This is a genomic window from Mesorhizobium sp. M6A.T.Ce.TU.002.03.1.1 (genome assembly GCF_003997275.1).
Classification (GTDB): Bacteria; Pseudomonadota; Alphaproteobacteria; order Rhizobiales; family Rhizobiaceae; genus Mesorhizobium; species Mesorhizobium mediterraneum.
Genome location: NZ_RZTI01000005.1, coordinates 14605 through 40704 on the forward strand (window position 1 = coordinate 14605; position 26100 = coordinate 40704).

The 26100-nt window shown below is 62.5% G+C and carries 27 protein-coding genes and 1 pseudogene; 17 read left to right on the top strand and 11 right to left on the bottom strand.

All coding sequences use genetic code 11. The annotated features are described in order from the left end of the window. Positions 1-24: 24 nt before the first annotated feature. From EOC93_RS02840 to EOC93_RS02850, 3 genes are read right to left on the bottom strand one after another with little or no spacing between them, the layout of a single operon-like run. Positions 25-360, bottom strand: a complete 336-nt coding sequence (locus EOC93_RS02840) for a hypothetical protein (RefSeq protein ID WP_095484154.1) — start codon at positions 358-360, stop codon at positions 25-27. Then, on the bottom strand, positions 360-1226 hold the full coding sequence (locus EOC93_RS02845) for a DUF6772 family protein (protein WP_095484252.1): 867 nt from the start codon (positions 1224-1226) through the stop codon (positions 360-362). Before EOC93_RS02845 ends, EOC93_RS02840 begins: the two co-directional genes overlap by 1 nt. Before the next feature lie 58 nt (positions 1227-1284). Continuing rightward, complete coding sequence (locus EOC93_RS02850; RefSeq protein WP_095484251.1) at positions 1285-2439, bottom strand: mandelate racemase/muconate lactonizing enzyme family protein; 1155 nt, start codon at positions 2437-2439, stop codon at positions 1285-1287. A gap of 112 nt (positions 2440-2551) precedes the next feature. On the opposite strand from EOC93_RS02850, the gene EOC93_RS02855 reads away from it, so the two are divergent. The 6 genes from EOC93_RS02855 to EOC93_RS02880 all read left to right on the top strand — a co-directional run bounded on the left by EOC93_RS02855 (position 2552) and on the right by EOC93_RS02880 (position 8242). Next, positions 2552-3310 carry an FCD domain-containing protein gene (locus EOC93_RS02855; RefSeq protein WP_095484153.1) on the top strand — a complete coding sequence of 253 codons (759 nt, stop codon included), beginning with the start codon at positions 2552-2554 and terminating at the stop codon, positions 3308-3310. Then, entirely contained in the window at positions 3307-4098 is a 792-nt protein-coding gene (locus EOC93_RS02860; RefSeq protein ID WP_127203792.1) for an SDR family oxidoreductase, read from the top strand. Before EOC93_RS02855 ends, EOC93_RS02860 begins: the two co-directional genes overlap by 4 nt. A 78-nt stretch (positions 4099-4176) precedes the next feature. Continuing rightward, positions 4177-5421 carry a sugar ABC transporter substrate-binding protein gene (locus EOC93_RS02865; RefSeq protein ID WP_095484250.1) on the top strand — a complete coding sequence of 415 codons (1245 nt, stop codon included), beginning with the start codon at positions 4177-4179 and terminating at the stop codon, positions 5419-5421. Positions 5422-5462: 41 nt separating this feature from the next. Continuing rightward, positions 5463-6365 carry a sugar ABC transporter permease gene (locus EOC93_RS02870; protein ID WP_095484249.1) on the top strand — a complete coding sequence of 301 codons (903 nt, stop codon included), beginning with the start codon at positions 5463-5465 and terminating at the stop codon, positions 6363-6365. Continuing rightward, positions 6362-7204: a carbohydrate ABC transporter permease gene (locus EOC93_RS02875; protein ID WP_095484151.1), complete on the top strand. Its 843-nt coding sequence runs from the start codon at positions 6362-6364 to the stop codon at positions 7202-7204. The genes EOC93_RS02870 and EOC93_RS02875 overlap by 4 nt, the downstream gene beginning before the upstream one ends. Before the next feature lie 12 nt (positions 7205-7216). Next, positions 7217-8242 (top strand): ABC transporter ATP-binding protein, encoded by a 1026-nt coding sequence (locus tag EOC93_RS02880; RefSeq protein WP_127203793.1) that lies wholly within the window; start codon positions 7217-7219, stop codon positions 8240-8242. A 205-nt stretch (positions 8243-8447) separates the two neighbouring features. Here EOC93_RS02880 and EOC93_RS02885 read toward each other — a convergent pair whose 3' ends face one another. Further along, positions 8448-8678: a hypothetical protein gene (locus tag EOC93_RS02885; RefSeq protein ID WP_206072930.1), complete on the bottom strand. Its 231-nt coding sequence runs from the start codon at positions 8676-8678 to the stop codon at positions 8448-8450. Between the two features lie 11 nt (positions 8679-8689). Then, entirely contained in the window at positions 8690-9340 is a 651-nt protein-coding gene (locus EOC93_RS02890) for a hydrolase (RefSeq protein ID WP_095484149.1), read from the bottom strand. 154 nt (positions 9341-9494) lie between these two features. Between EOC93_RS02890 and EOC93_RS02900 the strand changes: the two genes are divergently transcribed. From EOC93_RS02900 to EOC93_RS02915, 4 genes and pseudogenes are all read left to right on the top strand, one after another. Then, entirely contained in the window at positions 9495-10388 is an 894-nt protein-coding gene (locus EOC93_RS02900; protein ID WP_095484148.1) for a LysR family transcriptional regulator, read from the top strand. A gap of 272 nt (positions 10389-10660) precedes the next feature. Beyond that, positions 10661-11596 carry a pirin family protein gene (locus EOC93_RS02905; protein WP_095484147.1) on the top strand — a complete coding sequence of 312 codons (936 nt, stop codon included), beginning with the start codon at positions 10661-10663 and terminating at the stop codon, positions 11594-11596. 101 nt (positions 11597-11697) lie between these two features. Then, a pseudogene (locus tag EOC93_RS34580) lies at positions 11698-11860 on the top strand (DUF5996 family protein); the annotation flags it as partial. A gap of 122 nt (positions 11861-11982) precedes the next feature. Continuing rightward, entirely contained in the window at positions 11983-12333 is a 351-nt protein-coding gene (locus tag EOC93_RS02915; RefSeq protein ID WP_095484146.1) for an ethanolamine utilization protein, read from the top strand. Positions 12334-12641: 308 nt separating this feature from the next. Here the strand turns inward: EOC93_RS02915 and EOC93_RS34585 are convergent, their stop codons facing one another. After that, positions 12642-12872: a hypothetical protein gene (locus EOC93_RS34585; protein ID WP_245329794.1), complete on the bottom strand. Its 231-nt coding sequence runs from the start codon at positions 12870-12872 to the stop codon at positions 12642-12644. A gap of 217 nt (positions 12873-13089) precedes the next feature. Between EOC93_RS34585 and EOC93_RS02925 the strand changes: the two genes are divergently transcribed. From EOC93_RS02925 to EOC93_RS02950, 6 genes are all read left to right on the top strand, one after another. Beyond that, positions 13090-14310 (top strand): sedoheptulose 7-phosphate cyclase, encoded by a 1221-nt coding sequence (locus tag EOC93_RS02925; protein WP_095484145.1) that lies wholly within the window; start codon positions 13090-13092, stop codon positions 14308-14310. A gap of 157 nt (positions 14311-14467) precedes the next feature. Further along, complete coding sequence (locus EOC93_RS02930; protein WP_095484144.1) at positions 14468-15697, top strand: 6-phospho-beta-glucosidase; 1230 nt, start codon at positions 14468-14470, stop codon at positions 15695-15697. Further along, positions 15694-16770, top strand: a complete 1077-nt coding sequence (locus tag EOC93_RS02935; RefSeq protein ID WP_095484143.1) for an ROK family protein — start codon at positions 15694-15696, stop codon at positions 16768-16770. Before EOC93_RS02930 ends, EOC93_RS02935 begins: the two co-directional genes overlap by 4 nt. Next, positions 16712-17821 (top strand): alcohol dehydrogenase catalytic domain-containing protein, encoded by a 1110-nt coding sequence (locus EOC93_RS02940; protein ID WP_245329793.1) that lies wholly within the window; start codon positions 16712-16714, stop codon positions 17819-17821. The genes EOC93_RS02935 and EOC93_RS02940 overlap by 59 nt, the downstream gene beginning before the upstream one ends. A 12-nt stretch (positions 17822-17833) precedes the next feature. Further along, the gene (locus tag EOC93_RS02945; protein WP_095484141.1) at positions 17834-18730 is read left to right on the top strand and encodes a TIM barrel protein; all 897 of its coding nucleotides are present in this window, start codon (positions 17834-17836) and stop codon (positions 18728-18730) included. A 15-nt stretch (positions 18731-18745) separates the two neighbouring features. Further along, positions 18746-19654, top strand: a complete 909-nt coding sequence (locus tag EOC93_RS02950; RefSeq protein ID WP_245329792.1) for a hypothetical protein — start codon at positions 18746-18748, stop codon at positions 19652-19654. A 29-nt stretch (positions 19655-19683) separates the two neighbouring features. Here EOC93_RS02950 and EOC93_RS02955 read toward each other — a convergent pair whose 3' ends face one another. The 5 genes from EOC93_RS02955 to EOC93_RS02975 are packed head-to-tail and all read right to left on the bottom strand — an operon-like array spanning position 19684 to position 24524. Next, entirely contained in the window at positions 19684-20682 is a 999-nt protein-coding gene (locus EOC93_RS02955; protein ID WP_095484139.1) for an NAD(P)-dependent oxidoreductase, read from the bottom strand. Beyond that, the gene (locus EOC93_RS02960) at positions 20679-21557 is read right to left on the bottom strand and encodes an NAD-dependent epimerase/dehydratase family protein (protein ID WP_127203795.1); all 879 of its coding nucleotides are present in this window, start codon (positions 21555-21557) and stop codon (positions 20679-20681) included. The genes EOC93_RS02955 and EOC93_RS02960 overlap by 4 nt, the downstream gene beginning before the upstream one ends. Continuing rightward, positions 21554-22471: a sugar phosphate nucleotidyltransferase gene (locus EOC93_RS02965; protein WP_095484137.1), complete on the bottom strand. Its 918-nt coding sequence runs from the start codon at positions 22469-22471 to the stop codon at positions 21554-21556. The genes EOC93_RS02960 and EOC93_RS02965 overlap by 4 nt, the downstream gene beginning before the upstream one ends. Beyond that, positions 22468-23661, bottom strand: coding sequence for a glycosyltransferase (locus EOC93_RS02970; RefSeq protein ID WP_095484136.1), 1194 nt, complete (start codon positions 23659-23661; stop codon positions 22468-22470). The genes EOC93_RS02965 and EOC93_RS02970 overlap by 4 nt, the downstream gene beginning before the upstream one ends. Next, positions 23661-24524 (bottom strand): class I SAM-dependent methyltransferase, encoded by an 864-nt coding sequence (locus EOC93_RS02975; RefSeq protein WP_245329791.1) that lies wholly within the window; start codon positions 24522-24524, stop codon positions 23661-23663. The genes EOC93_RS02970 and EOC93_RS02975 overlap by 1 nt, the downstream gene beginning before the upstream one ends. Positions 24525-25128: 604 nt before the next feature. Here EOC93_RS02975 and EOC93_RS02980 point away from each other — a divergent pair. Beyond that, positions 25129-26088 (top strand): DMT family transporter, encoded by a 960-nt coding sequence (locus EOC93_RS02980; RefSeq protein WP_127203796.1) that lies wholly within the window; start codon positions 25129-25131, stop codon positions 26086-26088. The last annotated feature ends 12 nt before the right edge of the window (positions 26089-26100 follow it).

A 26100-nucleotide genomic window follows, 5' to 3' on the forward strand; every position in this document is an offset into this window, starting at 1 on the left:
AGAGCCTCTGGCGAGGCGCTGGATTCAGGCCTTCAGATGCAGCGTCACCAGCACTGTACATTCCGCACCATCATCGAAATGCGCCGCGACACGCAGCCAGTTGCCGAAATGGGCGAGCCGCGCCATTGCCACGCCGTCGCGTTTGTCCGGCATTGGAAATTCGGTGCCTTCGCGCAGCCAACGCATTCCGTCCGGCGAAACCTCAATCCACGCCGTCGTAGTGGGTCCGACAGGTTCTTTAAGCGCGCGCACGAAGAAAATCGCCTCGCGCGCCCACCCTGCCTCATAGGGCTCGCTGGCGGCTTCACCACGCCAGCATTCATTGCGCGAGACGACCGCGGTGAAGTTCTCGGGCAGCATCAGAAGTCTCCTGAAATGCAAATGGAGTCGACGTAGAGGAAGGCGCGTTTGGCAACGTCGGTTTCCGCGAACAGGGCGAAGTTGAGCATGCACCAAAGGTTCTTCATCGCCGGAATGCGGATCGAATCGAACCCCGAGAGATCGAAGCTGCGATCGTTGCAGCGCAGCCCGAGCGCCGTCATCGATTCCAGGTCGAAGTCGAAGCACAGATAGGTCCAGTTCACCTTGGTGGGGACCTCGTTGTAGCAGAGGCGCTGCGATCCACCGGGAAGATCGAGCCAGTTCTCCGACGCCAGATGGTAGTGGCTGATCGTCTTGTTGTCGGTGCCGATCGGGATGATTCTCTCGGTCTCACGCTTGTATTGCCATTTTTGCAGATGTTGGCCGTCGAGCGCATTCAGGAAGCGCAGATGCGGCATGACGCGGTCGTCATGGCTGTCTTTGTCTCCACCCTGCAGGTCGAACAGGAAGCCGACGGAGCGCACATCGGTCTCGGACAGTTTCAGCTCGCTGGCCTCAGGCTTGAAGGTAAAATACATTTCGAAACGGATCGGCCCGCGTTTCCTGAACGTGTGGCGTTTGATGGCGACGTTGCGTGCGCCAGGCACCGGACGTGTTGCGACCTTCAAGGCGTAGGAAGAGCCCATTCCCCCGTGCGAGCCGGCATCCCAGTGTCCGAGCGTCGACAGCATTGCGCTTGTATGCTGCGCGTAACCGGGCAGCATGGTGTCAAGATCGTCCTCGTAGTTGCCGACAAGCTGCGACCAACCGCAGTGGCCACGCGAGAAATCGTCGAACGACAGAATCCGCGGCAGCGGGTCGAAGCGGCTGAGCGCCGGATCGGCGCGCAGCAGCGCCAGCCGCATCGCCTCTGTCAAGGTATCGGGTGGGTTCGGAGCCTGGATTTTCATCTGGTCGTCGGCCTCATTCGGCTTTTAGTTTCTTGACGGCATCCCAGTCGATTTCGATGCCGAGTCCCGGCCGATCCGGGACGTCGAGCGTTCCGCTCTTCTGCCGGCGGCACCCGGGAGCGAGATCGGCCAAACTCGTCTTGAACGGACTGGCGTCACATTCGCATTCCATGACGGCGAAGTTCGGCATCGCTGCAGCCAGATGGACGCTCGCGGTCTCGCAGACGATGCCCGACATGCCGATGTGCGGCGCATAGCGGATGTCATGGGCGGCGGCGTAATCCGCCATGCGACGTGTCTCCGTGATGCCGCCCGCGCGCGCTACGTCTGGTTGCAGCACGGACAGCGTCCGATTGGCGATCAGGCGTTGCGCCTGGTCGAGGGTGAAATTGCTTTCGCCTGCAGCCAGCGGCACGTCACAGCGCCGGCGCAGTTCTTCGTAACCCTGCTCGTTCTCCGGCTGCAGCGGCTCCTCGAACCAGAAATAGCCGTATGCCGAAAGCGCACTGCCGACCTCGACAGCCTCATCCAGATTGTAGGCCCAGTTTGCGTCGACACAGAGCCCGATCACGTCGCCGGCCCGCTTGCGGATGCGCTCGATACGTTTGCAGGCGTCACGCACAGGCCGCGCTATCTTCACCTTGATGCGCGTAAAGCCCTCGTCAACATAGCGATCGAGTTCAGCGTCGGCGGCCTTGTCGTCGACCCAATTGACAGCGGCGGCGTAAACGTCAATGCGATCGCGTCCAACGCCCCCAAGAAGCTTCGCGACCGGCTGCCCGGCCGCCTTGCCAAGGATATCCCAAAGCGCAATGTCCACGCCGGCGATGGCCTCAATCAGCATGCCCCCCGCCCTGCCCGACAGCGCGCGGCGCATTGACTGCCACAGAGCGCCGATGTTGCGCGCGTCCTGGCCGAGAAGGCGCGGCGTCAGCGAGCCTTCGATCAATTCGACATAGGCCTTGGGTGAGAACCGCGCCAGGGTTTCGCCGACGCCGACGATACCCTCGGTCGTACGCACCTCAACAAGAACCAGCGAAACCTTTTCATAAACGCCCCAGGACGTGACCGTAGGCTTGGGCAGCGTCTGGCTGAGGGGATGAGCAATCACCTCGGCAATCTTCAACGACTCCGCCACGATTGGATCGCTCCCGCGCATCGACTCCAGACTTCCTCCTTCGGACGATTTCTCATAGCGCCAACGTCGCAACATAGCAACTGGCAAACTTAGTTGCTATGTTGGCTGCAATTGTGCTAGGCAGCCGTTGAGAGGATGCCGAATGCCCGCAGACGCCGAACGCAAGTCGATTTTCGCCGCAAAACTCGCGAGCCCTTCCCGCCTGGCGGACGGCGTCTCGGATGCCATCGCCGCGGCCCTGTTCGACGGACGCATTGCCCCGGGCGAGGCGCTGCCGCCGGAGGGCGAGATCGCCAGGGAATTCGGCGTCTCCAAGCCGATCGCGCGTGAGGCGCTGCGCCAGTTAACCAGCGCAGGTCTGGTATCGACGCAGCAGGGGAAGGTCGCCCGCGCCAAGGCGCTCAGCGGCGAACCGATGGACCGTATCTACGCCTATGCGGTCCGCTCCAGCCTGACGCGGCTTCAGGAAGCCAACGAAATGCGCCGCGTCATCGAGGTGGGCATCGCCCGGCTCGCCGCCGAGCGCCGCGATCCGAGAGGATTGGAAGTAATGCGCCAGGCCGTGCTCGACATGCACGCCGGCATTGGTAAGCCCGGCGATTTCACCGAAGCCGACATACAGTTCCACCTCGGCCTTGCCATGGCCACGGGCAACGCCATGATCCGCATCCAGATGGAAGGTATGCGGTCGGTCCAGCGGGAGGTTTCGGAGCTGTTCTCGCGGCGCTCCAATCGCACAAACGCGGATTGGCTGGCCACCGTCGAACGGCACCAGGCAATCTACGATGCGATCGCAGCGGGCGACACCAACCTCGCCGACCGGCGCATTCACGAGCACTTTGACGCTGCCGACATTGCCTCGCTCGAGGTGGCCGGCAAACTCGGAGGGCAGTCGGCTTGAGTCACGACCGTTTCTCCCTCGCTGGCCGGCGGGCGCTGGTGACCGGCGCCAGTTCCGGTATCGGTCGGGCGGTTGCGATTGCCCTCGCCCAGCATGGAGCGTCAGTCGCGCTGCATCATTTCGGCGACGCCGCTGGCGCGCGCGACACGGCGGCCGCCATCGGCGATGGCACCGCCATCTTTGAGGTCGATTTTACAGACGGCAAAGCGATGTCGGCTTTTGCGGACGAAGTCGCCTCCAGTGCCGACCCCATCAACATCTTGATCTCGAATGGTGCTATCGAACGACGCCGTGCATGGGGCGAGGTCGACGAGGCACATATACAGGTGCATGTCGCGGCAAACTTCACAGCGCTGCTCACCTTGGCTGCGCGGCTTGTTCCAGCCATGGCGAAGCGCGGATGGGGACGCGTGGTTGCTACCGGCAGCGTCATGGCCACGCGCCCACGCGCCGAAACAGTCGTCTACGCGTCACTGAAGGCGGCGCAACTGACGGCAGTGCGCGCCATCGCACGGGATGTAGCGCAGCATGGCGTCACAATGAATGTGGTATCGCCTGGCGCCATCGAGACGGAGGCTATGGCCGAGCGCTACCGGGACGCCGCTTTCCGCAAGGCGGTTGCGGCAAAAATTCCCGCCGGCCGCCACGGCCAGGCCGACGACCTCGTCGGAGCTTTCGTTTTCTTGTGCAGCGATGCTGCCCGCTACATCACTGGAGCCGACATCCCCGTCGATGGCGGCTGGACGATTGGCGACGCACCCGGCGTCTCGCCCGGAGTGACGGCATGACAAGACGCCGCTGCTTGCCAGGCCACTCAGATCGCATTCGCAGTTGTTGATTGGACCATCAGCGTTTTGGAGGAGACCATGAAGACCGCAATGAAGCTCGCAGTTTCGACCCTGGCCCTGTGCGCCATGTCGACCCTGGCGCTGGCTCAGGAACTCCGGGTAACCGTATGGACCGGCAGCGAGGCCCATCTCAAGATGTTAAACGGCATCGCCGCGGGCTTCATCGCCAAGCATCCGGGCGTCACGGTGAAGTTCGAGACGGTTCCGGTCGCGGACTATACCCAGAAGCTTACCTTCCAGGTCGCCGGCGGCAACGCCCCGGACGTCGCCTGGATGATGGAAGATGCGGCACCGGCATTCGAGAACGCTGGGCTGCTGATGGACATCGGCCCGACGCTCAAGGCGACCGAGGGATACAATTTCGACGATTTCTCCCAGCCGGCGATGGCGCTTTGGCAGAAGGACGGCACGGTCTACGGCGTGCCGTTCTCGACCTCGCCGTTCCTGATCTACTACAACAAGGACATGTTCGACAAAGCGGGTCTCGAAGATCCCAATCAGCTCGCTGCAAAGGGCGAGTGGAACATGCAGAAATTTCAGGAGGTCGCCAAGAAGATCACCGAGGCCAATCCCGGAAAATGGGGCTTTGAGTTCAAGGACGGCGAAGGCTACGCATCGCGGATGACGCACGCCCTGCTGCCGCCCGTGCGCGCCTATGGCGGAGAGCTGTGGGCGAACGGCCAGTGCGGCCTGGACAAACCGGAAGCGGTGGCTGCGGTCAAGCAACTTCATGACATGGTGTTCAAGGACAAGTCGATTGTGCCGCCTGGAGAACAGGGCGATTACTTCTCAGGCAATTCCGCGATGACCATAAACCAGATCTCGCGAGCGTCGAAGATGCCGGAGGCGGGCTTCAAATGGGGCATCGCGCCCCTGCCCTCGGGACCGGCCGGTGAGGCTCCGGTCATCGGCCAGGCCGCCCTAACGGTCTTTGAATCGGGCAAGAACAAGGACCTCGCCGCTCAACTGGTTGCCGAAATGACCAGCAAGGACAACGTGGCGATCATGGCCCAGTTCTTCCCGCCGGCCCGCAAAAGCGTTCTGGAGAGCGACGCCTTCGTCAATTCCAACAAACTGATCCCGCCCGAGCAGATGAAAAGTGTCGCCGCCGCAATCGTTAACGGCCGCGTTCATCCGTCGCATGAGCGGGTGCCGCAAATATTCGCTGCTATGTCGCCGCGGGTCGACGCGCTGTGGCGGGCCGACGCCAATGTCGAAGAAGCCGTGAAAGGCGTCTGCGCCGCCATTCAGCCTTTGCTCTGACCGGGCTCTGTTCGGTGGCCGACTCGGCATCGCGGGACAATATGGCGCGCTCGGTAAGCGCGCCGCGGTTGACCTTGAAAACCAGGGAAATGCTGGAAGCGTGGCTGTTCGTCAGCCCCACTTTCATCGGGTTCCTGATTTTCTTCCTTGGGCCGCTGGTCGCCATCTTCTACTATTCGACGACCGAGTGGAACCTGCTCAGCCAGCAGGCGACATTCGTTGGGCTTCACAATTTCCAGAATGCCCTGCTGGAGAACCCCGACTTCTGGCATGTCGTCCGAAATTCCGTGATCTTTGCGCTGGGGCTTGTTCCCCTGAACATGGCGCTGGCCCTATCGCTTGCACTGGCGCTTTCGCGGCCGTTCTTCGGCGTCGTGTTCTTTCGGACGATTTTCTTCGCACCTGTGATCACTTCCGCGATTGCCTGGGCGATCGTCTGGAAATTCATGCTGCAGGGTGAAGGTGGCGCAGTGAACCAGATGCTCGCCTGGGTCGGCATCGATGGTCCGAATTGGCTGCGCGAGCCCAACTGGGCGATGGCGGCAGTCATCGTCACCCGCGTCATCAAGATGGTCGGGCTCAACATGATCCTCTACATCGCCGCGCTTCAGTCGATACCGCGCGACTACGAGGAAGCGGCGAAATTGGAGGGCGCTTCGCGCCTGCAGATCTTCCGCATGATCACCTGGCCGCTGCTTGCGCCAACGACGCTCGTCATCATGGTTCTGACGACGATCGGTTCGTTCAAGGTGTTCGACCATATTTACCAGATGACTGGCGGCGGCCCTGAAAACGGGACCCTGGTGCTGGCGTTCTACATCTACCAACAGGGCTTCAAGTTCTTCAACGTCGGCTATGCAGCGGCGCTGGCTCTGATCATGTTCGCCATCGTAATGGCGCTCACCCTTGTGCAGGTGATGTTGCGGCGGAGGGAGATGGAGTGACCCCACGTCAGACCGAGATCCTCTATCGCATCTGCTGGACCATAGCCCTGCTGCTGCTGGCGGTGCCTTTCGTGTTTCCCTTCCTGTGGATGATCTCCGGCGGCTTCAAGAGCACCACCGAAATCTTCGGCGCGCCGACCTTGATCCCCCGAGTCTGGCGTATCGAGAACTTCGCCGAAGTGTTCACCTACCAGCCCTTCGCGCGGCAGTATTTCAATTCGCTTTACATCGCCGTGACGGTAACGGTACTGACCTTGTTCATTGCATCGCTCACCGGGTATGCGCTGGCGCGCATCCGCTTTGCCGGCGCTGGCCTTTTGATGCTGTTTCTGGTGATAGCACTGATGGTGCCTGAAGAGGTCACCATCATCCCGAACTTCTTCCTGATCCGAGCGATGGGACTGATCGACACACATTGGCCGCTCATCCTTCTGCCTGTCTTCGGCCCGCAGGGCGTGATGGCGACGTTCTTGATGCGCCAGTTCTTCCTGGCGTTGCCCCGAGAACTCGAAGAGGCCGGCAAGATGGATGGGTTGTCGAGGTTCGGCATCTGGTGGGCAATCGCCCTACCCATGTCGCGGCCGGCACTTGCCGCGGTTGCGGTGATCACGTTTCTGCATTCGTGGAACCTGTTCCTCGAGCCATTGATCTTCCTCAGCTCGATTGAGAAATTCACGCTGCCGCTGGCGCTGTCCAACTTCAACGACAGCTACGGCCTGCCTTTGTGGAACCTGCAATTGGCGGCGACAAGCCTGGCCGTGGTTCCCATCCTCATCATCTATCTGATCGCCCAGCGCCAGATCGTCGAGAGCTTCGCCCTCTCCGGCGTCAAGGGATAAGGGAAGCCCGCCATGACAAAAGTTCTTCTCAAGGACATCCGCAAGCGGTTCGGGACGGTCGAAGTCATCCGTGGTGTCGATCTTCAGATCGAGGATGGCGAGTTCGTGGTCTTCGTCGGTCCGTCGGGATGCGGGAAGTCCACGCTGCTGCGGCTGATTTCCGGCTTGGAGCACATCAGCGACGGCGAACTCCACATCGGCGACCGCCTGGTCAACGAGGTTCCGGCGGCCAAGCGCGGCGTGGCAATGGTGTTCCAGTCCTACGCGCTCTATCCCCACCTCACGGTACGCGACAACATGGGCTTTGGCCTCAAGGTTCGCAAAGTGCCGGCCAAGGAGCGCGCCCGACGCGTCTCGGAAGCCGCCGCAACGCTGAAGCTCGAGCCATTGCTTGACCGCTTCCCGCGTCAGTTGTCGGGCGGACAGCGCCAGCGCGTGGCCATCGGCCGCGCCATCGTCGGCAATCCCGAAGTTTTTCTCTTCGACGAGCCGCTTTCGAACCTCGATGCCGAACTGCGTGTCCACATGCGCTCGGAGATCGCGGCGCTGCACCAGCGCCTGTCAACAACGATGATTTATGTGACGCACGACCAGATCGAGGCCATGACCCTCGCCGACAAGATCGTCGTATTGCGCGAAGGGAAGATTGAGCAGGTCGGTTCGCCCCACGAACTCTACAACGAGCCCGGAACCATCTTCGTCGCCCAGTTCATCGGCAGTCCGAAAATGAACATCTTGCCGTTATTCGGCGGCCAGCCAATCACCCACAACTCATCCGTGCCTGCCACGGCTGCATCGGTCGGCGTTCGACCTGAGCACCTGTCGCTTGTCGCGCCCTCAAACACCGCGCTACGTGGTAAGGTAAGGCTGGCTGAATACACTGGCGCTGTCACGCTCATTCACGTCGAACTGGACGGAGGCCAGACTTGCCTCGCCATCCATAACCAAGGGATAGCGCCCGAAATTGGCGCCGAGGTCGGACTGAAGACTGCACCCGAGCACCTGCATTTCTTCGACAACGAAGGACGCACAGTCTGACACGTCATGCTGGCCACTGTGTCGGGTAAACGCATACGTCAGCCAGTCGCAAACCGTCGCAAATTGAGGCTGTTCCAATGCTCTAATCTCTGTCACCAAAATTGAAAATTTCGACTAAGCTGCGTGCCGCCGATAGTAGAAGAACGCCTCTTCGACAGTGGGTCTCGCGATGTAGCGGTCTCCCGCTACCACTTGATCAATAAGATCAATCGGTTATGCAGACAGCCGCTACCATCGACCACTTGCCGGCCGTCAGTATCCGTCCGCGCCTCGCAAGCTCTGGTGGCTTGCGGAGCAGTCGGACGACGTGCCAGGCTCCGAGCGCATAGCCGCCGAGAACCACGAGCTTCACGACCACGAAGGGTGAAGCCAGAAGGGCGAGGATGGCGAGGCCGGCAAACGGATCGATTCCGACCCTCGCCGAAATGCTCGCCATCCCGGCCCGGATCAGCCTTTGCTCGGCACCGGCGTGTTGAGAAGCTGCTGCTCCCAAAGATACGCGATGCCGCTGCCGCCGAAGTGCTGGATGAGAATCTCGGTCAGCTCCTCGACATGCTCGGTGCGCGCCCAATCGCGTTGCCATTCGCCAGCGAGCGCCATCACGGTCATCACGTTCGCGCCGGCCGCGATCATTCGCTGGATGGCAACTTCGTGAGACTCCTTCGAAATCCCGCCCGACGCGTCGGTGATCACGGTCACGTCCCAGCCTTCGCCGGCGGCCTGGATCACAGGCATTGCGACGCAGACCTCGGTCCACAGGCCGGCGATGATCAGCTGCTTGCGGCCGGTCGCCTTGACGACGTTCACCACATTCTCGTCCTGCCAGGTGTTCACCCAGGTGCGATCGATGACTTCCTGGTCCGGGAATACGTCGGTGATCTGCTTAAAGAGAAGTCCACCGCGCGCCGCGATCACGCTGGTGAGAATGGTCGGAACATTGAAGGCTTTTGCTAGCTTCGCCAGCGCGGTCGTGTTGTTGACCACCATGTGCGGATCGTGGCTGTTTAGGTTTGCGAGCTGATAAGGTTGGTGATCGATCAGAACGAGCACCGAATCTTCAGGACGAAGAAGCGAATCAAGGCCGTTACGAGGGGTCATCAAGACTTCCTTTCTCTGCCGCTATGGACGGCGATGGGTTTACGGGAGACATGCGCCAGCGGGCGACGTTGCCTGGACGCAATTTGCTGTTCCTTTTGGTGATGCGGTAGTGCCATAGTCAGGCAAGCTGTGTCGCGAAACGAGGAACGCCGAATTGGACATCGAAGATCTACAGACGTTCGTCGCAGTGGCCGATGCAGGGGGCGTATCGGCCGCCGCGCGCCGGCTCGGCGTCTCCAAGTCAATCGTCAGTCGGCGGCTCTTTCGGGTTGAAGCGGAGCTTGGCGTCCAGCTTCTTGCACGAACGACCCGCGGCGCCGCGCTCACGGAAGCGGGAATCACGTTCAGAGACCATGCGGCCCGAGCCAGCGCCGAGATCGATACGGCCAGGGAAACGATCCTCCCCAGCGGTGAGCTGCGCGGCCGCCTGAGGGTTGCCATGCCGCTTTCTTTTGGACCGACCCACTTCGCCCCCGTGCTTGCGGAAATGGCGCAATACCACCCGCAGCTCCACATCCATACCTCCTACAGCGATCGCTTCGTCGATCTGATCGCCGAAGGTTTCGATTGCGCGATCCGGGTTGGTTACCTTCAGGACTCCAACCTGATCGCCAGACGTGTCGGGCCGATCTATGGAAAGCTTGTCGCAAGCCCGGATTACATCAAAGCGCACGGTTCACCTGAGACGGTAGAGCAGCTCGTCAACCACCAGGCCCTCATGCAAGGAACGGAAGCCTGGCAGTTCATGGACGGCGACAAGATCGTCACGGTTCAGCCGCAGGGCAGGTTCAAAGCCGACAACGCCACGGCGCTCGCCGCCGCCGCGGCGGCAGGGCTCGGCATCGCTTGGCTCCCTGATTGCATCACGTATGACCATGTGACCTCCGGAGCGCTCGTTCCGATTATGACACGCTATCCCCCACCTTCGGCAGGCGCGTATGTCGTCCGACCGCCGGGTAAGCACCCCACACGGAAAGTCCGGGTCCTCACCGAGATGCTGATCGAGTACTTCGCACGAAATTCGGACGTTTGGGGTCTCGACCGTTAAAACACGAACGGGGCGAAGCCTTATTAAAGAATCGCGTTCGACGGTCGCTCTACTGCGAGCCGCTGAGCTCGACGACATTGCCCGCACGTTCCACTTACTGCGACACAGCTTGACGTATCACAGGACTAGTTGGGCAGACGATCGCTCGCCAGTTTAGGCATTCGTCGGGCCGAAAGCGCTGTTCCCGCTCGCGCGGTCCGGATTAATCGAAATCGGGCATTCGCATCGGCAAGGGCGAGGCCCCCCGGAAACCCCAAGAGAGGATGAGGCGCATGAGTTGGAACCCGGCAATCGAACCGGGCTGTCCCGATGAGGTTGGCCTCGACGCGATCGAAACGCTCATCGTCCCGCGCGCTCGAGACCTGGGCGGCTTCGAGGTTCGGCGCGCCCTGCCCGCACCCAAGCGGCAGATGGTCGGACCGTTCATCTTCTTCGATCAGGCCGGCCCGGCCGAGCTGCTGACCGGGCAAGGCGTAGATGTCCGACCGCACCCGCATACCGGTCTCGGCACCGTTACGTACCTCTTTCGCGGCGACTTCCATCACCGGGACAGCACCGGGGCAGACCAGATCATCCGTCCCGGCGAATTGAACTGGATGGTCGCCGGGCGCGGCGTGACCCATTCGGAGCGCACTTCCTCGGCCGCCCGGAGCGGTCCGAACAGCCTGTTCGGAATACAGACCTGGGTTGCGCTGCCCGACCGCCACGAGGACATGGCGCCCATGTTCGAGCATTATGGCCAGGAGGCGCTCCCGGTGATCGAGGATCGCGGCGTCTCGGTCCGGCTGATCCTCGGGGAGGCCTATGGTGAGAAGGCCCCCGCGACAATGTACTCGGAGACGTTCTATGCCGACGTGGCGCTCGAAGCAGGAAGCCGATTGCCGATGCCGCACGATCACGAGGACCGGGGCATCTATATCGTCGAAGGCTCGATCTCCATCGCCGGGCAGGAATACGAGGCATCTCAGATGATGGTCTTCCGCCCCGGCGACAGGATCACGGTCGCGGCCGGCGACAGAGGCGCGCGGCTGATGATCCTCGGCGGCTCGACCCTTTCGGGTCCCCGCTACATCTGGTGGAATTTCGTCGCCTCATCCAGGGAGCGCATCGAAGAGGCCAAGGCCGAATGGCGCGCTGAGGACTGGGGCAAGGGACGTTTCGATCTTCCCGCCAATGACCGGGATGAGCACACTCCACTTCCGGACTGACCGGTGTGCGGACAAGTCGATCGCCCATATGCGACCGGGGCGATCGCAGAAGACACGAACGACGTCGCGTGCCGGCTGAATGCTGGATGGAGACAGGGAAAATGAGCAACAAGTGGCCCCTCCTCGACTGCCTCAGTTGGCGCGAGACGTGTTCTGCCTGCATCTATACTTGCAGATCGCCGGCAAGTATCGGCTGACTCATACCCGTGGCTCAACTATTCCTGGAATGCGACCTTCTATGTCACGCCTAGTGGCCTGACATCACGGGTCACAGTCGATCCTGATGGATGGCGGCGTGACAATCCCAAGGCCGCGCTGAGGACGTCGCGTTGACACGCAGGAGTTCAAGTTAGCCACTCAACCACACCGCTAGAGGAGCAATTCCCATGAAGGTTCGCAAGTTCACCATCACCGACGCAGTGCTGGAGCGTTCCCCGGGACAGGACGGAGACGTGTTTGTGGGCAATCTGGTCGACCAGCGCCATGCCTCCCCGATCACCATCGGGTACGGGCGCTATGGACCGGACCAGACACTTGAGGAGACAATGGCCGTCGATGATGTGATGGTCGTCCTCGAGGGGCGGCTTTCGGTGTCCGGAAAGTCAGGCAGCGTCACCGCAGGGCCGGGCGAGATCGTCCATATGCCCAAAGGGCAGAAGGTGACGATCCGCTCGCACGAGCAAGGCGCGCTCACCGCCTATGTCACCTATCCCCACTGGCGGGAGGCACGCCAGTAAGTCCTCCCCGCAACGCCGCAGGCTCGACGTCCACGCGGATCATGCTCAACCGAGTAGGCGTTGAGGTCTTGCCTGTGCAGATCTGGCGCGTGGCCTCTCCACTTTGTCCCAGCGACGCCTCGCGCCCGCAGGCTCAAAGCTGTGCAAATCCGCCGTTCACGAACACCTCGCGCCCGTCTGGAAGCTGCTGTCGTTGCTCGCGATTTGCAGCCCACATGCCATGCCGACACAGCCGGCAGCCCAGTCCCAAGCATCCCGATAGCGCCCGATCGTTTGCAAGCCTTGAAGAATTTCGATCGCGGCGGCGGTCAGATGAGGAGCACGGTCAGCTTTGCCCGGTGATTCGGCCAAGCAAAATATCCGATGCTCGCCAGCACGGCAAACGCAGCGGCGTGATTGAGTTTGTCATAACCAAGGGTGATGGCGATGCCAAACATCTGCAAAAACCACCCAGGCGAAAGGGTGAGCAGGAGAATGCCAGCCAGCGTGACCAGAAAAGCAGTCCTTGCTGTGACGATATGTAGTCTTACACGCGACAAAGGTTTTATCGGTCTTTCATTAAAAAGCGCAGGCTCTCAGGCTCACGGCTGTGCTTGCTAGGTGTAAGTTCACTTCCCAACGACCTGACGCATCAGTCGAACGGATGAAGCCTAATAAATTCTTACACAGTATACGGGTGGAGGATGCGGAACGACTTTTGCCGGGTTGCTCTTAAGCATGCCGGTGAGCTGTTCTGCCCGAACATCGGGCTCGATCATGTGGACACCCAGCCAAGAGCAGCTTTCCCTCCGGTCTTCCAGTGACCACACCTTCAATGTCACTCTGTTTGAGGGTCTCCACTCGTCGGATTTTTGCGGGTGGATCGAGGCCCATGCCCGCAATCGGACTGTGCTGGCGGTCACCACTCCTACTGTCGAAAGGCTCTATGGAAACGCAATCCGTGCAGCCTTCGCAAGCGTCGGTTTGAAGCCGTCCTGGCTCGTGTTGAACTGCACCGAGCGGACGAAGACCATGAAATCCGTGTTGACCGTTTGTCGCGCAGCCTCAGACGCCGAGATCGATCGCCGGGGTGCGTTGGTGGCGATCGGGGGTGGCGTCTGCTCAGATATCGTTACGCTGGCGGCTTCGATGCTACGCCGGAGTTTGTCTCACCTTCGCATCCCCACCACCTTGATTGGGCAGGTGGATGCCGGAATCGGACTGAAGGGTGGCGTCAATTTCGGAGAAGGCAAGAACTACCTTGGTTGTTTCCACCCACCGGAAGCTGTCGCGGTGATCCCGTCATTACTCAAGACCCTGGGCGTCGATACGGTCAGGCAGGGGGTGGCCGAGATGATCAAGGTCGCCTGCACCTCCGACACAGATCTCTTCCGGATGATCGAAGAGATTCGCGGAGGTGGGCTGCAGTCCTGGGTCCGAAACGGCGACTCGTTGGCTCACGAGCCCATCCAGCGCGCCATCGCCGCCATGCTGGGAGAGCTTTCGAAGAACCCCTTCGAGATTACATCCTACGAGAGGGCGGTAGATCTGGGTCACACGATCGCCCATCCGCTTGAAGCTTCGACCCATTACGAGCTCCACCACGGCTTTGCCGTCGCGATCGACCTCGCTTTTTCCAGTGTTCTCGGTTGGCACCTCGGTTGGCTCAGGGAGCAAACGGCCCTGCGCATAGTGGATCTGTTGGTGGCAGTTGGCTTGCCGATCTGGCACGAGCATCTGAACGAAGACTTGGTTTCGAGGTCGTTCCGGGCCGCCGCCAAGCATCGAGGTGGCAATATAAATATGGTGGTGCCGACCGACCTTGGCCGCTATCGCTTCCTCAAGCGGGAAGATCAGTGTCCGCCGGGATTGATACCCGAGGTTCTCAGCTATTTGCGCGCTCGGAGCTGGCAGGAAGCTGTTTCCAATAGCGGTTCGGCTCAATATGGGGTGGAACTTCCTGTTGGGGGAAATCCTGCCAGGATTGGCCTGCAATGAGCGTAGGGCCTTTCCTTTCAAGGCCAAGTCCGGACCGAATTTCAGTTCATGCTGAGGCGCTTGCCGGCGAACTGCTGGCGCTGCCGATTCGGCCGTGCATGCCCGACGGGGAGATCGCCTACGTTACCGCGATCGTCGGCTCGTCCCGGACGTACTGATGACGCGGGTCTGCGTCCTTGGCGGGAGCTCGCCCTTCACGGTAGCGCTCGTCGATGCGATTGAGGGAAGCAAGGCGTTAAGCCACCGGCTGGGCGAGTGGGTATTAGTCCTCCAAGGGCGCAACGTGCAAAACGTTGATGCGGTTGCACATTATGCCCGGCACCGGCTGGGAGCATTCGGAACCTCGGTCATATCCACGACGGACCTCGATGCGGCCCTGGCCGATGCGGAGATCGTCGTTGTCCAGACGCGCTTCGGCGGGCTTGAGGCGAGGGCCGATGACGAACTCTTCGCAAGCGAGCTGGGATGCATAGCTGACGAAACGTTGGGACCCTGCGGCCTGCTCTCTGCCTTCCGTCAAATACGGCCGGTAGACGATCTCGCGATCCGCATGAAGGCAATATGTCCCGGTGCCTTCGTCGTGAACATGATCAACCCGCTGAGCCTGACGACGGCCATGATGCTCCGCCGCGGCTTGGCTGCGGTCGGCATCTGCGAGCTTCCCCTTGCCACGCTCCAGGCTTTCGCGCGGGCGCTGCGCATCGATCCGACCGAACTTTGCTGGAGTTACGAGGGCCTCAATCACAGAGGCTTTATCCCCATCGCCAGGACCCGTGACGGGGAGGATCTCCTGCAGCGCGTCCTCCGGTTGGCCCCAGATAGCGCAACGCAGAAGTACCGGGACGATATTCTTCGCCTTGGCGCAATATCCACGAAATACTTCGCTCTTTTCGACGGCGGGGCTTCGCACAACAAGGGTCGGGCGGTCGCGCTGATATCTCTGCGAGATGCGATTGCCAAGGATCTTATCGCAGATCCTACACAGTGCCCGGCGCAAATAGCAAAGCGTGATATGCCTTGGTATGCGCAAGCTGTCGTGCCGCTCGTCGCCGCACGCGTCGGAGCGCAGGGCTACGATGCCACCATAAACGTCGCAGTGGATGGACCTCTCGTTCACGAGCGACGAGTCCGCGTCCTCGGTGATCGCATCGATATTCTTGAATCCGAACCAGCCAACGGTCCATTCCGCGACTGGCTCGCGGCGTTCGAACATCACGAACGATTGAGCCTGGCGGCGCTCGCCGATCCTACGCCGTATACGATCGGCGCAGCGCTTGAGGCCGATCGGATCACGCCTTCCGACAAAGTTCAGACTGCAGCTGCGCGAATTTTCCGGACCTGGCGCGATGCTGCCAGCAATCCGCCAACCGTGCGAGGCCAGCAATGACCAATAAGGACATTGCTGTCTTTGATATCGGCGGCACGCATTTTCGTTCGGCGCTGTGGACAAATGGAAGGCTGGGTCCAGTAAAGCGACGACCTGCGATCAACTACCTTAACACGGCCCACCACAGCCCCGTCGAACTCCAGGAAGCGTTGGCCGACTATCTGGTGGCCGAGACTGAGCGTCTGCAACTGGAGAGCGGAACCGCGATAGATCATGCCGGCATCTCACTTGGAGCACCCTTGAATGCTCGCAGCGGTCGTGTGCTGCAATCTGGCCCACTCTGGGGCCCGAGATCAGGACCCTTCGAGCTCCAGGCGGCGTTGACACGCCGTCGGCTGGACACCCGCTGGACGATCGCGAATGACGTGACCGCTGGACTGGCATCCTACATACAGACCTGCGATCCGGGGAGCCATTCGCGTATCTTGTTCGTCACGGTGAGCACCGGGATCGGGGCGAGGCTCTACGATTTCGCGCGAGGCGGCGTGCCGGTCGATCCCGTGCACGGGATACAGGGCGAAATTGGCCATATCAAAGTAGAGGCTTTCTTCCGCGGCACGCGTCTTAAGTTTACCTGCGATTGCGGTGGATGCGACCATCTGAACGCCTATTCGTCCGGACGCGGCGTGTTGAAACTGCTGCGCGAGTTGTCAGCTTGTTCCCCCGACGCGCTGGCAGCCTCGACGATGGCCGCGGCACGCGACGAGGACGATGATGCCATGCTCGCGGAGTTCTCGCGTGGGGTGGCGGCCGCTGATGCCCTCGCCTTAGACGTCCTCGCTACGATCACGCGACCGCTGGCAACTATTTTCTCGGCGCTCCTGACGCACGATCCGCTACTCGATTCAATTGTTCTCACCGGGGGTGTCGTGGATGCACTCGAACCGGCCTATTCGGCCAGCCTTGATCGGCAATTCCGCGACCATGGATTGTTCCAGATCACTGAATGCGATTCGTCCTATTTCGCCCGCCGGCTCCGTGTCGTCGCGCCGGGGGACCTGTCTGGACTTATCGGTGCTGGCCATCTCGCCGAAATGGCGGATGAGGGGCGAAGCATCCATGTTTTCCGGTGATCGGATCAGCTTGACCGGATCGAAGTCGCACCTCGCTCTTGTGCGGCCGTCGGGCATGGGTGCCCCAAGACTGGAGCAGGTCCGGACACCCGTGGCGCTACCGGGCGATTTTGTCTGCCGGACCCTCATTGCCGGCGTCTGCGGGACCGACCTCCAGATTCTACGCGGCGTGCGCGACGATCCAGCCCGGATCCTTGGCCATGAGGGCGTAGCGGTTGTCGAGGAAGTGGCCGCGAAAGCGGATCAACGCTGGCTAGGTGCGACGATTGCGGTGAATCCAACGCCTGACTGGGGCACTGCTGAACTTGGCCATACTCTCGACGGGATGATGCAGCAGCGCTTCCTCGTGCCTGCTCGGTTGCGGTCCTTGGTCGTTTCGTCGCCCGCGGAACTGGCTGCCGATCTCGCTATTCTCGCTGAGCCGCTCGCATCCGTCCTAACTTGCGGAGGCATTCTCAAGCGGGTCGCGGAGCCGATCCGTGTATTGGTGGTGGGACGAGGTACGATCGGCCAACTGCTTCGTATTGCGCTCAAAACTGCCTGCGCGTCGGTTCGGGACGTAGTCGTCATAGGGACGAAAGAGACGGCCGGTGTTGAGAACGGAGCATTCGACACTGTGATCCTATGTTCCTCGCGCCAGGATGTAGCGGCCGCCCTCAGTATCGGGCTAGACTCCTTGTGCGACGGCGGCATCCTCCATCTCTTCGGAGGTCTCCCCTCTGAGGGTCGGGACCCGCGTCTGCCCGGGGTCAATCTCAGCGAGATCCGCGCGCGAAATACCGGCGGACGTGTCGGTTGGCCGCTTGCCGAGCAATGCCAGACAACTATCGGCCACAAGCGGGTGGCGATCACGGGGCACCGCGGTTCTTCCAACGCGATGCTGACACGGGCAATGCTCGAACTCAGCGCCCGCCCCAATACCTATCGGCCGCTTCTTACGATCGTGACAAACCCGGAGGAAGCTATCCATACATTACGCGACGCTGTCGGCTATCCGCCGGTTAGATCCTGGACCAAGCTTGGGATCGACTTTCGGAGGTGGCGAACTTGAGGGGAACGTCCGTTGACGAGTAACGCGCCTTTGACTGTCTCACAGAGTAGCTATCGACCACAGATCGGGGTTGCGCTGTGGAAGGTGGGCGATCGGGGCCTGACCGGCTTTGAAACCGCCGCCGCTGCGCATCTCGATCACGTTCACGTCGACTTGGGTGGCCCGAACCGCGGTCCCGATCTCACAGATATCGGAATACTGGCGGCGTTCGACACAACGTCACGCCGTTTCGCGCTTCCGATCACCGCCCTTGCAGTCAATCGGCTCAACGATCTCGGCCTGACCGCGCCAAAGGGCAGCCAGGAAGCATTGGAAGTCCGGCGAAGTATCTTGCATGCAATTAGAGTGGCGGACCGTCTGCGGGTGCCCAGGATCATCATTCCGGGTTTTCGCCAGAGCCTCGTTCGGACGTCGCGGGACATGGCTAGAACGGCTGAAGTGCTGCGTTTCGCGCTTGGTCCCGCCCAAGCCGCAGGGATTACTTTGGCATACGAAAGCGGGCTTGACTCCGAAAGAACCCTCCAGATTCTTCAAGCTGTTGGCCAGCCGGGCATCTGCGTACAGTTCGACACGGGAAATCCCGCTATCTACGGGCATTCTGCGGCCTCCAATTGGGCGCGACTTGCTGACGTCGCCTCGCCGGACGTCCACCTTAAGGATGCTTTGTCGGTCGAGGGGGATGTGCCGCTGGGCGACGGTGTAGCCGAACTAGAGCTTACGTTCATTGCATTCGCGCACCAGCCGACGCCTACATCCTTCACACTCGAAGGCGACTACAGCGACGATCCTGGACCTCGCATCAGTCGCGACCTCGCTCGCCTGAAGACACTCATCAGAAGGTCGATGTTGTCGAACTGCCTGGACTGCCCAGATGAGCGACGGCACGTCTCTGCTTCAATGTATCGATAGATGGGTGGCTGTATAATGAAACCTGCCATTGCGAACGCCTACAGGCTGATTTTTTTCGGCGGCTCGATGATTGCTCGCATGGGCATCCTGTGCGTCTCAGCCCTGCTCATTCTATTGATTTATGGCCAAGCCAAACTGTCAGCAGAGGAGAATGGCATAACCCTGCATTACACCTCTGGCGGTTCGGCTGCTGCAATCGCGGCCGCGGGCTTCAACCTCGCTGACGTGCAATATGTCGAGCAACTCAATGCGCTTCCTCCCGGGATGAAGGGGCTGATCTGGCTTGACGAGAGCAGCGGCGTCACGCCGCGTTTCATCGCCAAGGTCAAGCCGTTCATCGGCAACCCGAAGCTGTTCGGCTTTCGCCTCTGTGACGAGCCTGACATCACCGGCAAGTACCACTCCCCGGCAGTCAGCCCGGCAGCCCTCAAAGCCGAGGCTGACTGGATCAAGGCCAATGTGCCCGGGGCCGTGACGTTCGTCACGCTGATGGACATGGGGTCTTTTGAAGCCCCCCACTTCATGAACACCTTCAATCCCGCCAACACCGGGATCGATTTCTTCGGCCTCGATCCGTATCCGGTACGCGGCAAGGTTTTCGATTTGGACTTCATCGACAGGACGGTCGAGGCAGCCGTCGCCGCGGGCATCCCGCTCAACAAGATCGTGCCTGTGTTCCAAGCCTTTGGCGGCGGCAATTGGAGGACCTATACCGGCGGGGTCAGAGACGTTTATAAGCTGCCGACACCGGACCAGGCGAACCAGATATTCGCGCGCTGGGCAACCTACGCTCCCAATCCCGCGTTTGACTTTGCGTACGCGTGGGGATCGCAGAACGGGGACACCAAGCTGGGCAGTACCAGCCCAGAGGCACTAAGCCTTCGCGTGGCGTTCAAGGCACACAACACGGCGCATTCGCGGTAGGCCCGATATCCGTGGACCCGTGTCCACGGTCACGCTTTGGTCTCCAGTTCGAGATAATAATGCATCACGTCGCCGAGGCTCTGCGGAAGATCGACACGGGGCTGCCAGCCGAGCGCGCGCAACCGGCTGACATCGACCACCTGCCGCCCGATATCCACCGCCCGTCCCGGCAACTGCGCCAGCGCCGGATCGGCAATCCCAGCCGCGGTGACGAGCAGATCGTAGACTGTGGCGATCTGCGTCTCGCATCCTGAGGCGACGTTATAGAAAATATCGCCGGCGCCGGCGAAGCCGATCGCGACCAGCGCACTGGCCACGTCGCGCACGTCTATGAAGTCGCGCCACGCGGTCAGCGGACCGAGGGCGATGCCATCACGTCGCCCCACCCTTAGCTCAGTGAGTTGGCTGGCGATGCGGCCGGCGACATGGCGCTCCTCCTGGCCCGGCCCGACGACGTTGAAGATGCGCGCCACGCGGCCGTCGATCCTTCCCGCGCGCGTTGCGATCCGCACGATGTCCTCGCTGGTGCGCTTGGTCGCGGCGTATAGGTCAATCGGCTCTGTCGCGCCGGTTTCGACCAGCGGCAAACCCCCACCGCCGAGTTCGCCATAGATCGAGCCCGAGGATCCCAGCACCAGCACCGCGCCCCGCCCGGCCAGCGCATCGCAGAGATGGCGCGTGACGACGATGTTGTTGGTCACCAGCCGATCGAATGGTTCGTCGCGCAACGATCCGGCAAGATGGAAGACGATATCAGGCGCGGTTTCCGCGATCAGCCGCGCCGCTGCCGCCGCGTGCGACAGGTCGGTAGCGACATAGGCATAATTCGGCCCGTCGGGCACCAGAGCATTTGGCAGCGGCGCAGCGTGCTCGGCACCGCCGGGATGGATGTGGTGCGTGAAGCGTGTCGCATTGCCCGGCGAACGGCCGGCGCCGATTACCCGGCAATCGCCGCGATCGCACAAAGCGCGCACCAGATAGCGGCCGATGAACCCTTGTGCGCCGGTGACCAGTATCGTCCGCGTCACGTCATATCACCCAGGCAATCGCGCACGCCGTCGGCCAGCGCGATCTCCGCCCGCCAGCCTAGCGTCTCGCGCGCCAGCGAGACGTCGGCGACGAGATGCTCGATGTCGAATACGCGCGATCGGTCGCCCTGCCCCTCGACGATCAGCGCGTCCGGACCGCCGCCGATCCTCGCGAAGGTTGCGGCGAGCGCGGCGACGTCGGTCCCGGCGCCGGAGGCCATATTGAGCGTCAAGAGGCCCGGTTTGTCGCGCGCGGCGGCCATCAGCAATCCCCGCGCCAGATCGTCGACATGCAGGTAATCGCGCGTCGTATCGGCCGAGAAGACGCGCATCGGCTGTCGCAGGCGCGCCTGTGCCGCCAGACGGCCGACCAGCCCGTTCGCCCGCATCCCCGGGCCGTAGACCGAGAAGGGCCGAACAATGATTGCCGACCCCAGCGTCCCTCGCCGCACCGCACCCGAGACGAGTTGCTCCGCCGCCGCCTTTGCCGCGCCATAAGGCGAGAGTGGCAGGAGCGGCGCGCTCTCCGATACGCACGCGGTGTCCGGGCGACCATAGATCTCGGCCGACGACACATGGACGAAGCGGCGCACGCCAATCCGCTCGGCGGCGGCGAGCAACGTCGCCGTGCCCAGCACATGTGCGCGGGCGAATGCCGCCGGCGCGTCGAACGAAGCCGCAACGGAACTAGGCCCGGCAAGATGAACGATGGTGTCGATCCCGGCGAACAATGCCTCTAGCGCCGGCTGGTCGCAAATGTCGATCGCTCCCGCTTCCCCGTCGATCGGGCCGACATGCGCCACGCATGCATCCTCGCCGATCCGGCGCAGCACCGCCCGGCCGATAAAGCCGTTCGCACCGGTGATGCCGATCACGCCCCGTACCCCCGTGCGGCGAGGCGACGGCGCACCGGCTCCGGCAGCTCGTCGCTACTGAGCGTACTCGCGGCGCCGACATGGACCCGCAGCACGCCGGCTTCCGTCATCGCGTCGCAGACATAGTCTACATTGCCGCCCGCGACCCGGATCTCGCGCGCGACCTCCCCCGGCCACCATGCTTCGAAGACGGCATCGCCCAAGAGCAAGGCTTCGGCGGCAGCCAGCTTGGCGGCGTCATTGACGTCGATCCATGAAGCCTGGTGGCGATAAAGTCGCACCACCGCGCCACCAGCTATCAACAGATTGGCGGCATCGACCAGGCCGAGCGGCGTGCCCTGCGGCAGGCTGCTCAATGCGGCAGCGGTCACCACCGCCAGCCCGCTGCCGACCAGGATCGGATAGACCGGCTTCTCGCGATAGGCGGTGAGCAGATCAGGATCACCCGCGTCCACTTCGAGCGCGCCGTAGGGCATGCGGAATGGCTCGTCATGCGCCGCCAGCGTCATCGCCGCGCCGGACGCACGATGCGCAGCGGCCAGCGCCGCCAGATCGAGCGTGGTGAGATTGTCGGCATACACCACCAGCACGTCGCCGGGATCGCCCGACAACATTGTCGCCGCGCCGAAATTGCCCTGCGGTACTTCCTCGATCAAGGGAGCTAATGCCACGCCGATGCCGGCGGCGCGTGCGGCGAAATCGGCGATCCTGTCCGCCTCACGCGCTGCATCGGCACGGGTCAGCGCGATGAAGATGCGCCGGCATCCGCCACGCGCCATCATCCAGATGTTGCGCTCGAGCAGGCTGACCCCGCCGACCTCGACCAGCGGCTTGCGCCCGACTACGCCGGAGCGCGCCATGCGCTCGCCCTGCCCGCCGGCCATGATCAGACCGGTCCATGCGCCACTGCTCATCGCGGCGTCTCGATGCCGGTGCCGCGCATCGCTGCCAGCGTCGTCTCCACCATGTGCTGCCGGGTGAAGCCGGACAGGAATCGGGCATAAGCTGCGGTCCGCAGCCGCTCGGCGAGGCCGGGTTCGCGGATCATCCGCTCCAGCGCATCGGCCAGCCGCGCCGGCGCGTGCGGCGGCACGACCAGTCCGTCGATTTCGGGCCGCAGGAAATCGCGCACCCCGACATTGTCGCACGCGACAATCGGGCACCCCGAGGACGCGGATTCGAGCAAGGCGGTCTGCAATCCCTCGCGATACCACGACGGGATGCAGGCGATGTCCGCCCCGGCGTACAGCGCGGTGATGCTCGGCTGGTACCCGATGAACGCAACATCGGGATAGGAGCGTGCCCGCGCCAATTCCGCTTCCGTCAGCGCGTCGGCGCGGCCGCTCATCGGGTTCGAGGTGAACACCATGCGATGCGCCACGCCGCGTTCGGACAGGATGCCCGATGCGGCAGCCGCGTCCAGCACGCCCTTGTCGCGCAACAGTCGCCCGGGAACGAGTATCGTCGGCCGCGCGCCGACCGTGCGCGCTTGCTTGTAGGGGAAGTCCTCCGGCATGACGCCGCAGCCGCCGGTGACGATCACGCGGTCCGCTGCGACGCCGGTGCGCCTGATCAGTTCGGCCTTGTCCTCGTGATTGTGGACGATGACGATCGCCCGCCGGCTAGCGAAGGCGAAGCGATAGACAATGCAGATCAGCCGGGTCGTTAGGCTGCCGCGCTGCGACTCCGAGAAGGACGCGCCGAGTCCAGTGACCAGATAGATCGCATGCCGGTTGCTGAGCCTGACCCACGGTCCGGCCAGCAGGATCGACAGCGCCGACCACAGGATGAACACACTGCCCGGGCTGAACAGCGCCGCTCGCGCCGCCATCAAGCTGGCGCGCGCCAGCCGCAATGGGCTCGGCCGCCCGCGATTGCGCGAGAACGGCATCGTCCGCGTCGCGATGTCCGGCGCCAGCGCATCGCGCGCGGCATCGATCGCCGGCCTGGAATCCCAGCCAGCGGTGGCGAGCCCGTTGTCGTCCGGCGACCACACTTCCACGGCGTGGCCCGCCTCGGCCAACGCGGTGCTGACATGGTTGAAATCGGAAATCCAGCGCGGCAACGCGGTGACGACGACGATGATGCGGCGTCCCTTGCGCATCACGCGCTGTCGGTCTTGTGCCGTGCGGCGACGAACGCGGTCTGCGGGCCGCCCATCGGGAGCCACCGGCCTATCCCGTAGCGCAGGAACATGTGCAGCCGGTAATAAGGCGCGGCCGCCCAGCCCTGCGCGAGAGGGGCGTGGCTGTCCGGTGCCGCTGCGACGCGCCGGCTGCCCAGCACCGTGCTGAGCGCGGTCGACAGCCCGACCGGATAGCGCCGCATCGCGATCATCTTGAGCCCGGCTGCGTCCAGCAACCGTTCGATCGCCAGCGCATCGAAGAACCACATATGCGTCGGCATATTCGGCCGCCCGACAAGCCGTTGCCAGAAAGGCGACAGGTTGGAAAACAGCCCGACCTCGAAGCAGATCGTGCCGCTAGGCGCCACCTTCGCCGCGATCGCCCTTAGCGCCGCCACCGGATCGGGGAAGTGACTCAGCAGATCGACATGGAAGCTGGTGTCGTAGCGCCCTTCGGGCAGACGGCTGTCCTCGATCAGAGCGCGTTCCACCGTGATGCCCAGCGTGCGTTCGACGCGCGTGGCGCGTTCGTCGGACGGCTCGACCGCCTCGACCGTGAAACCGGCCCGGATCGCCGCCGCGGTGAACTCGCCGTCACCGCAGCCGATCTCGAGCAGCCGTCCACGCTGCGTGAATGCCTTCACCCAGCCGACCCGCGCGCGCGCCGGCGCGGAATAATAGACGCGGTGGTGATGATCGATCGGCGCGTCCACCGGATGGGCCGGCAACGGATCGATATAGATGACCCCGCACACACACTGCCGGCCGCTATACTCCCCTTCGCGCAACGCCACCGGACCGGCATTGGTCCGGCAGATTGGACAGGCGCCCGATCGTTGCAAGTTGCTTCCCTCCATACTGCCATCATCATACAGGCAGCGGGACGCTTCTCTGACATCTATCTGGATGATGCCGTCGCCTATAAAGGCGTCTTTATCGGCGGCGTTCAGACGAGCCCGATCCGCGCTGGATCAGAGTCATCGGCAGGCGTCGCATGCCAGCCCTGGTCCCGTCCGGTCCAGTGGATGCCGACGACGGCAACGTGAAGCTGGCCAGGTGCTTCATCATGCGCAGCGGAGCATCAACGGCCGCAGCCTGTGAATTGAAAAAGCCCGCGCCTCCGGGAGAGGTCGCGGGCAAAGGTCTGTTGGGATCAGAGGGACTGATCCAGCTGTAATGTGGGTACCTTCCATGATCAGCGCATCGGTCAAGTGGATGAAAGCCCGCGCCCCGAGGGAGAAGGACGCGGGCTCTGATCGGCGGGAGGATCCGATCTCGCAGCATTTGCCTACGGGAAGAATGCTGCAGAAGCCGAACTTTCGTCGCCGGCCTGTGTTCCACACGGAAAACAAAAAAAACGTCGCACAAGGATTGGTGAAATAGGTGGCGTTGCTGCTCGGCAAGACGCAGCAATCTTGCTAAAGTCGGCGGTGGGAGGAAACGGACATGCAATCGCTGCCGATAGTACATCCAGGCGTAGCGAAGGCGACAGCCGGCGCATCGCTTCCGCTCGCCTATTCCACCGCGACGCTCTGCTGGCTTTTGTCCGCCGGCGTCTACATCGCAGCCAAATGGGTTGCCCCCGAGATGCCGCCCTGGGCGCTCTGCTTCTGGCGGCTGGCACTCGCCTGCGCGATCCTGCTGCCTATCGTCCATCGCCATCATGGGGCGATGCTCGCGCTGATCCAATCCCGGGCGATCGAGGTGCTGGCCATCGGCGCCATCGGGCTGACCCTCTGTCAGGGCATGATCTACACGGGCCTCAGTTACACCGACGCGACGACCGCCGGCATTATCATGGCCCTGTCGCCGATCATGACTATGGTGCTTGCCCGCTTCGTGCTCGGCGAGCCCCTCGGCGTCTGGAAGGCGCTTGGCGCGCTGCTCGCTCTGGTCGGGATGGTGGTGATCGTGGCGCGCGGCGACCTTGCCGCGCTGATGCGGCTCCAGTTCAATCCCGGCGAATTGTGGATCGTCGGCAGCGCGTTTTGCTGGGGCCTCTACACCGTGCTGCTGCGTCGCTCCAAATTCGCCATCGAGCTTCTGCCGATGGTGGTGCTGCTGCTAGCAGCCGGCGCGCTGGCCGCACTGCCCCTCTATCTCTGGGAGCTGTTTTCCGGGGAGCGTTCGGCGCTGCATGCGAACGGCCTTCTGGCGCTCGCCTATGTCGCTGGCCCGGGCGGCGCTCTGATGTATTACCTCTACAACCGCAGTGTCGAGACGCTCGGCGCCGGGCGCGCCAGCATGCTGCTCTATCTGCAGACTGTCTTCGTCGCCGTGCTCGCTTACCTTTTCCTCGGGGAAAGCTTGCACGACTACGATCTCGCAGGCGCTGCCTTCATCGTCGCCGGCCTGCTGCTCGCCACCGCGATCAAGCCCAGGCAGCGCACGGTGCATGTCGCGTAGGGACTTGCTGAC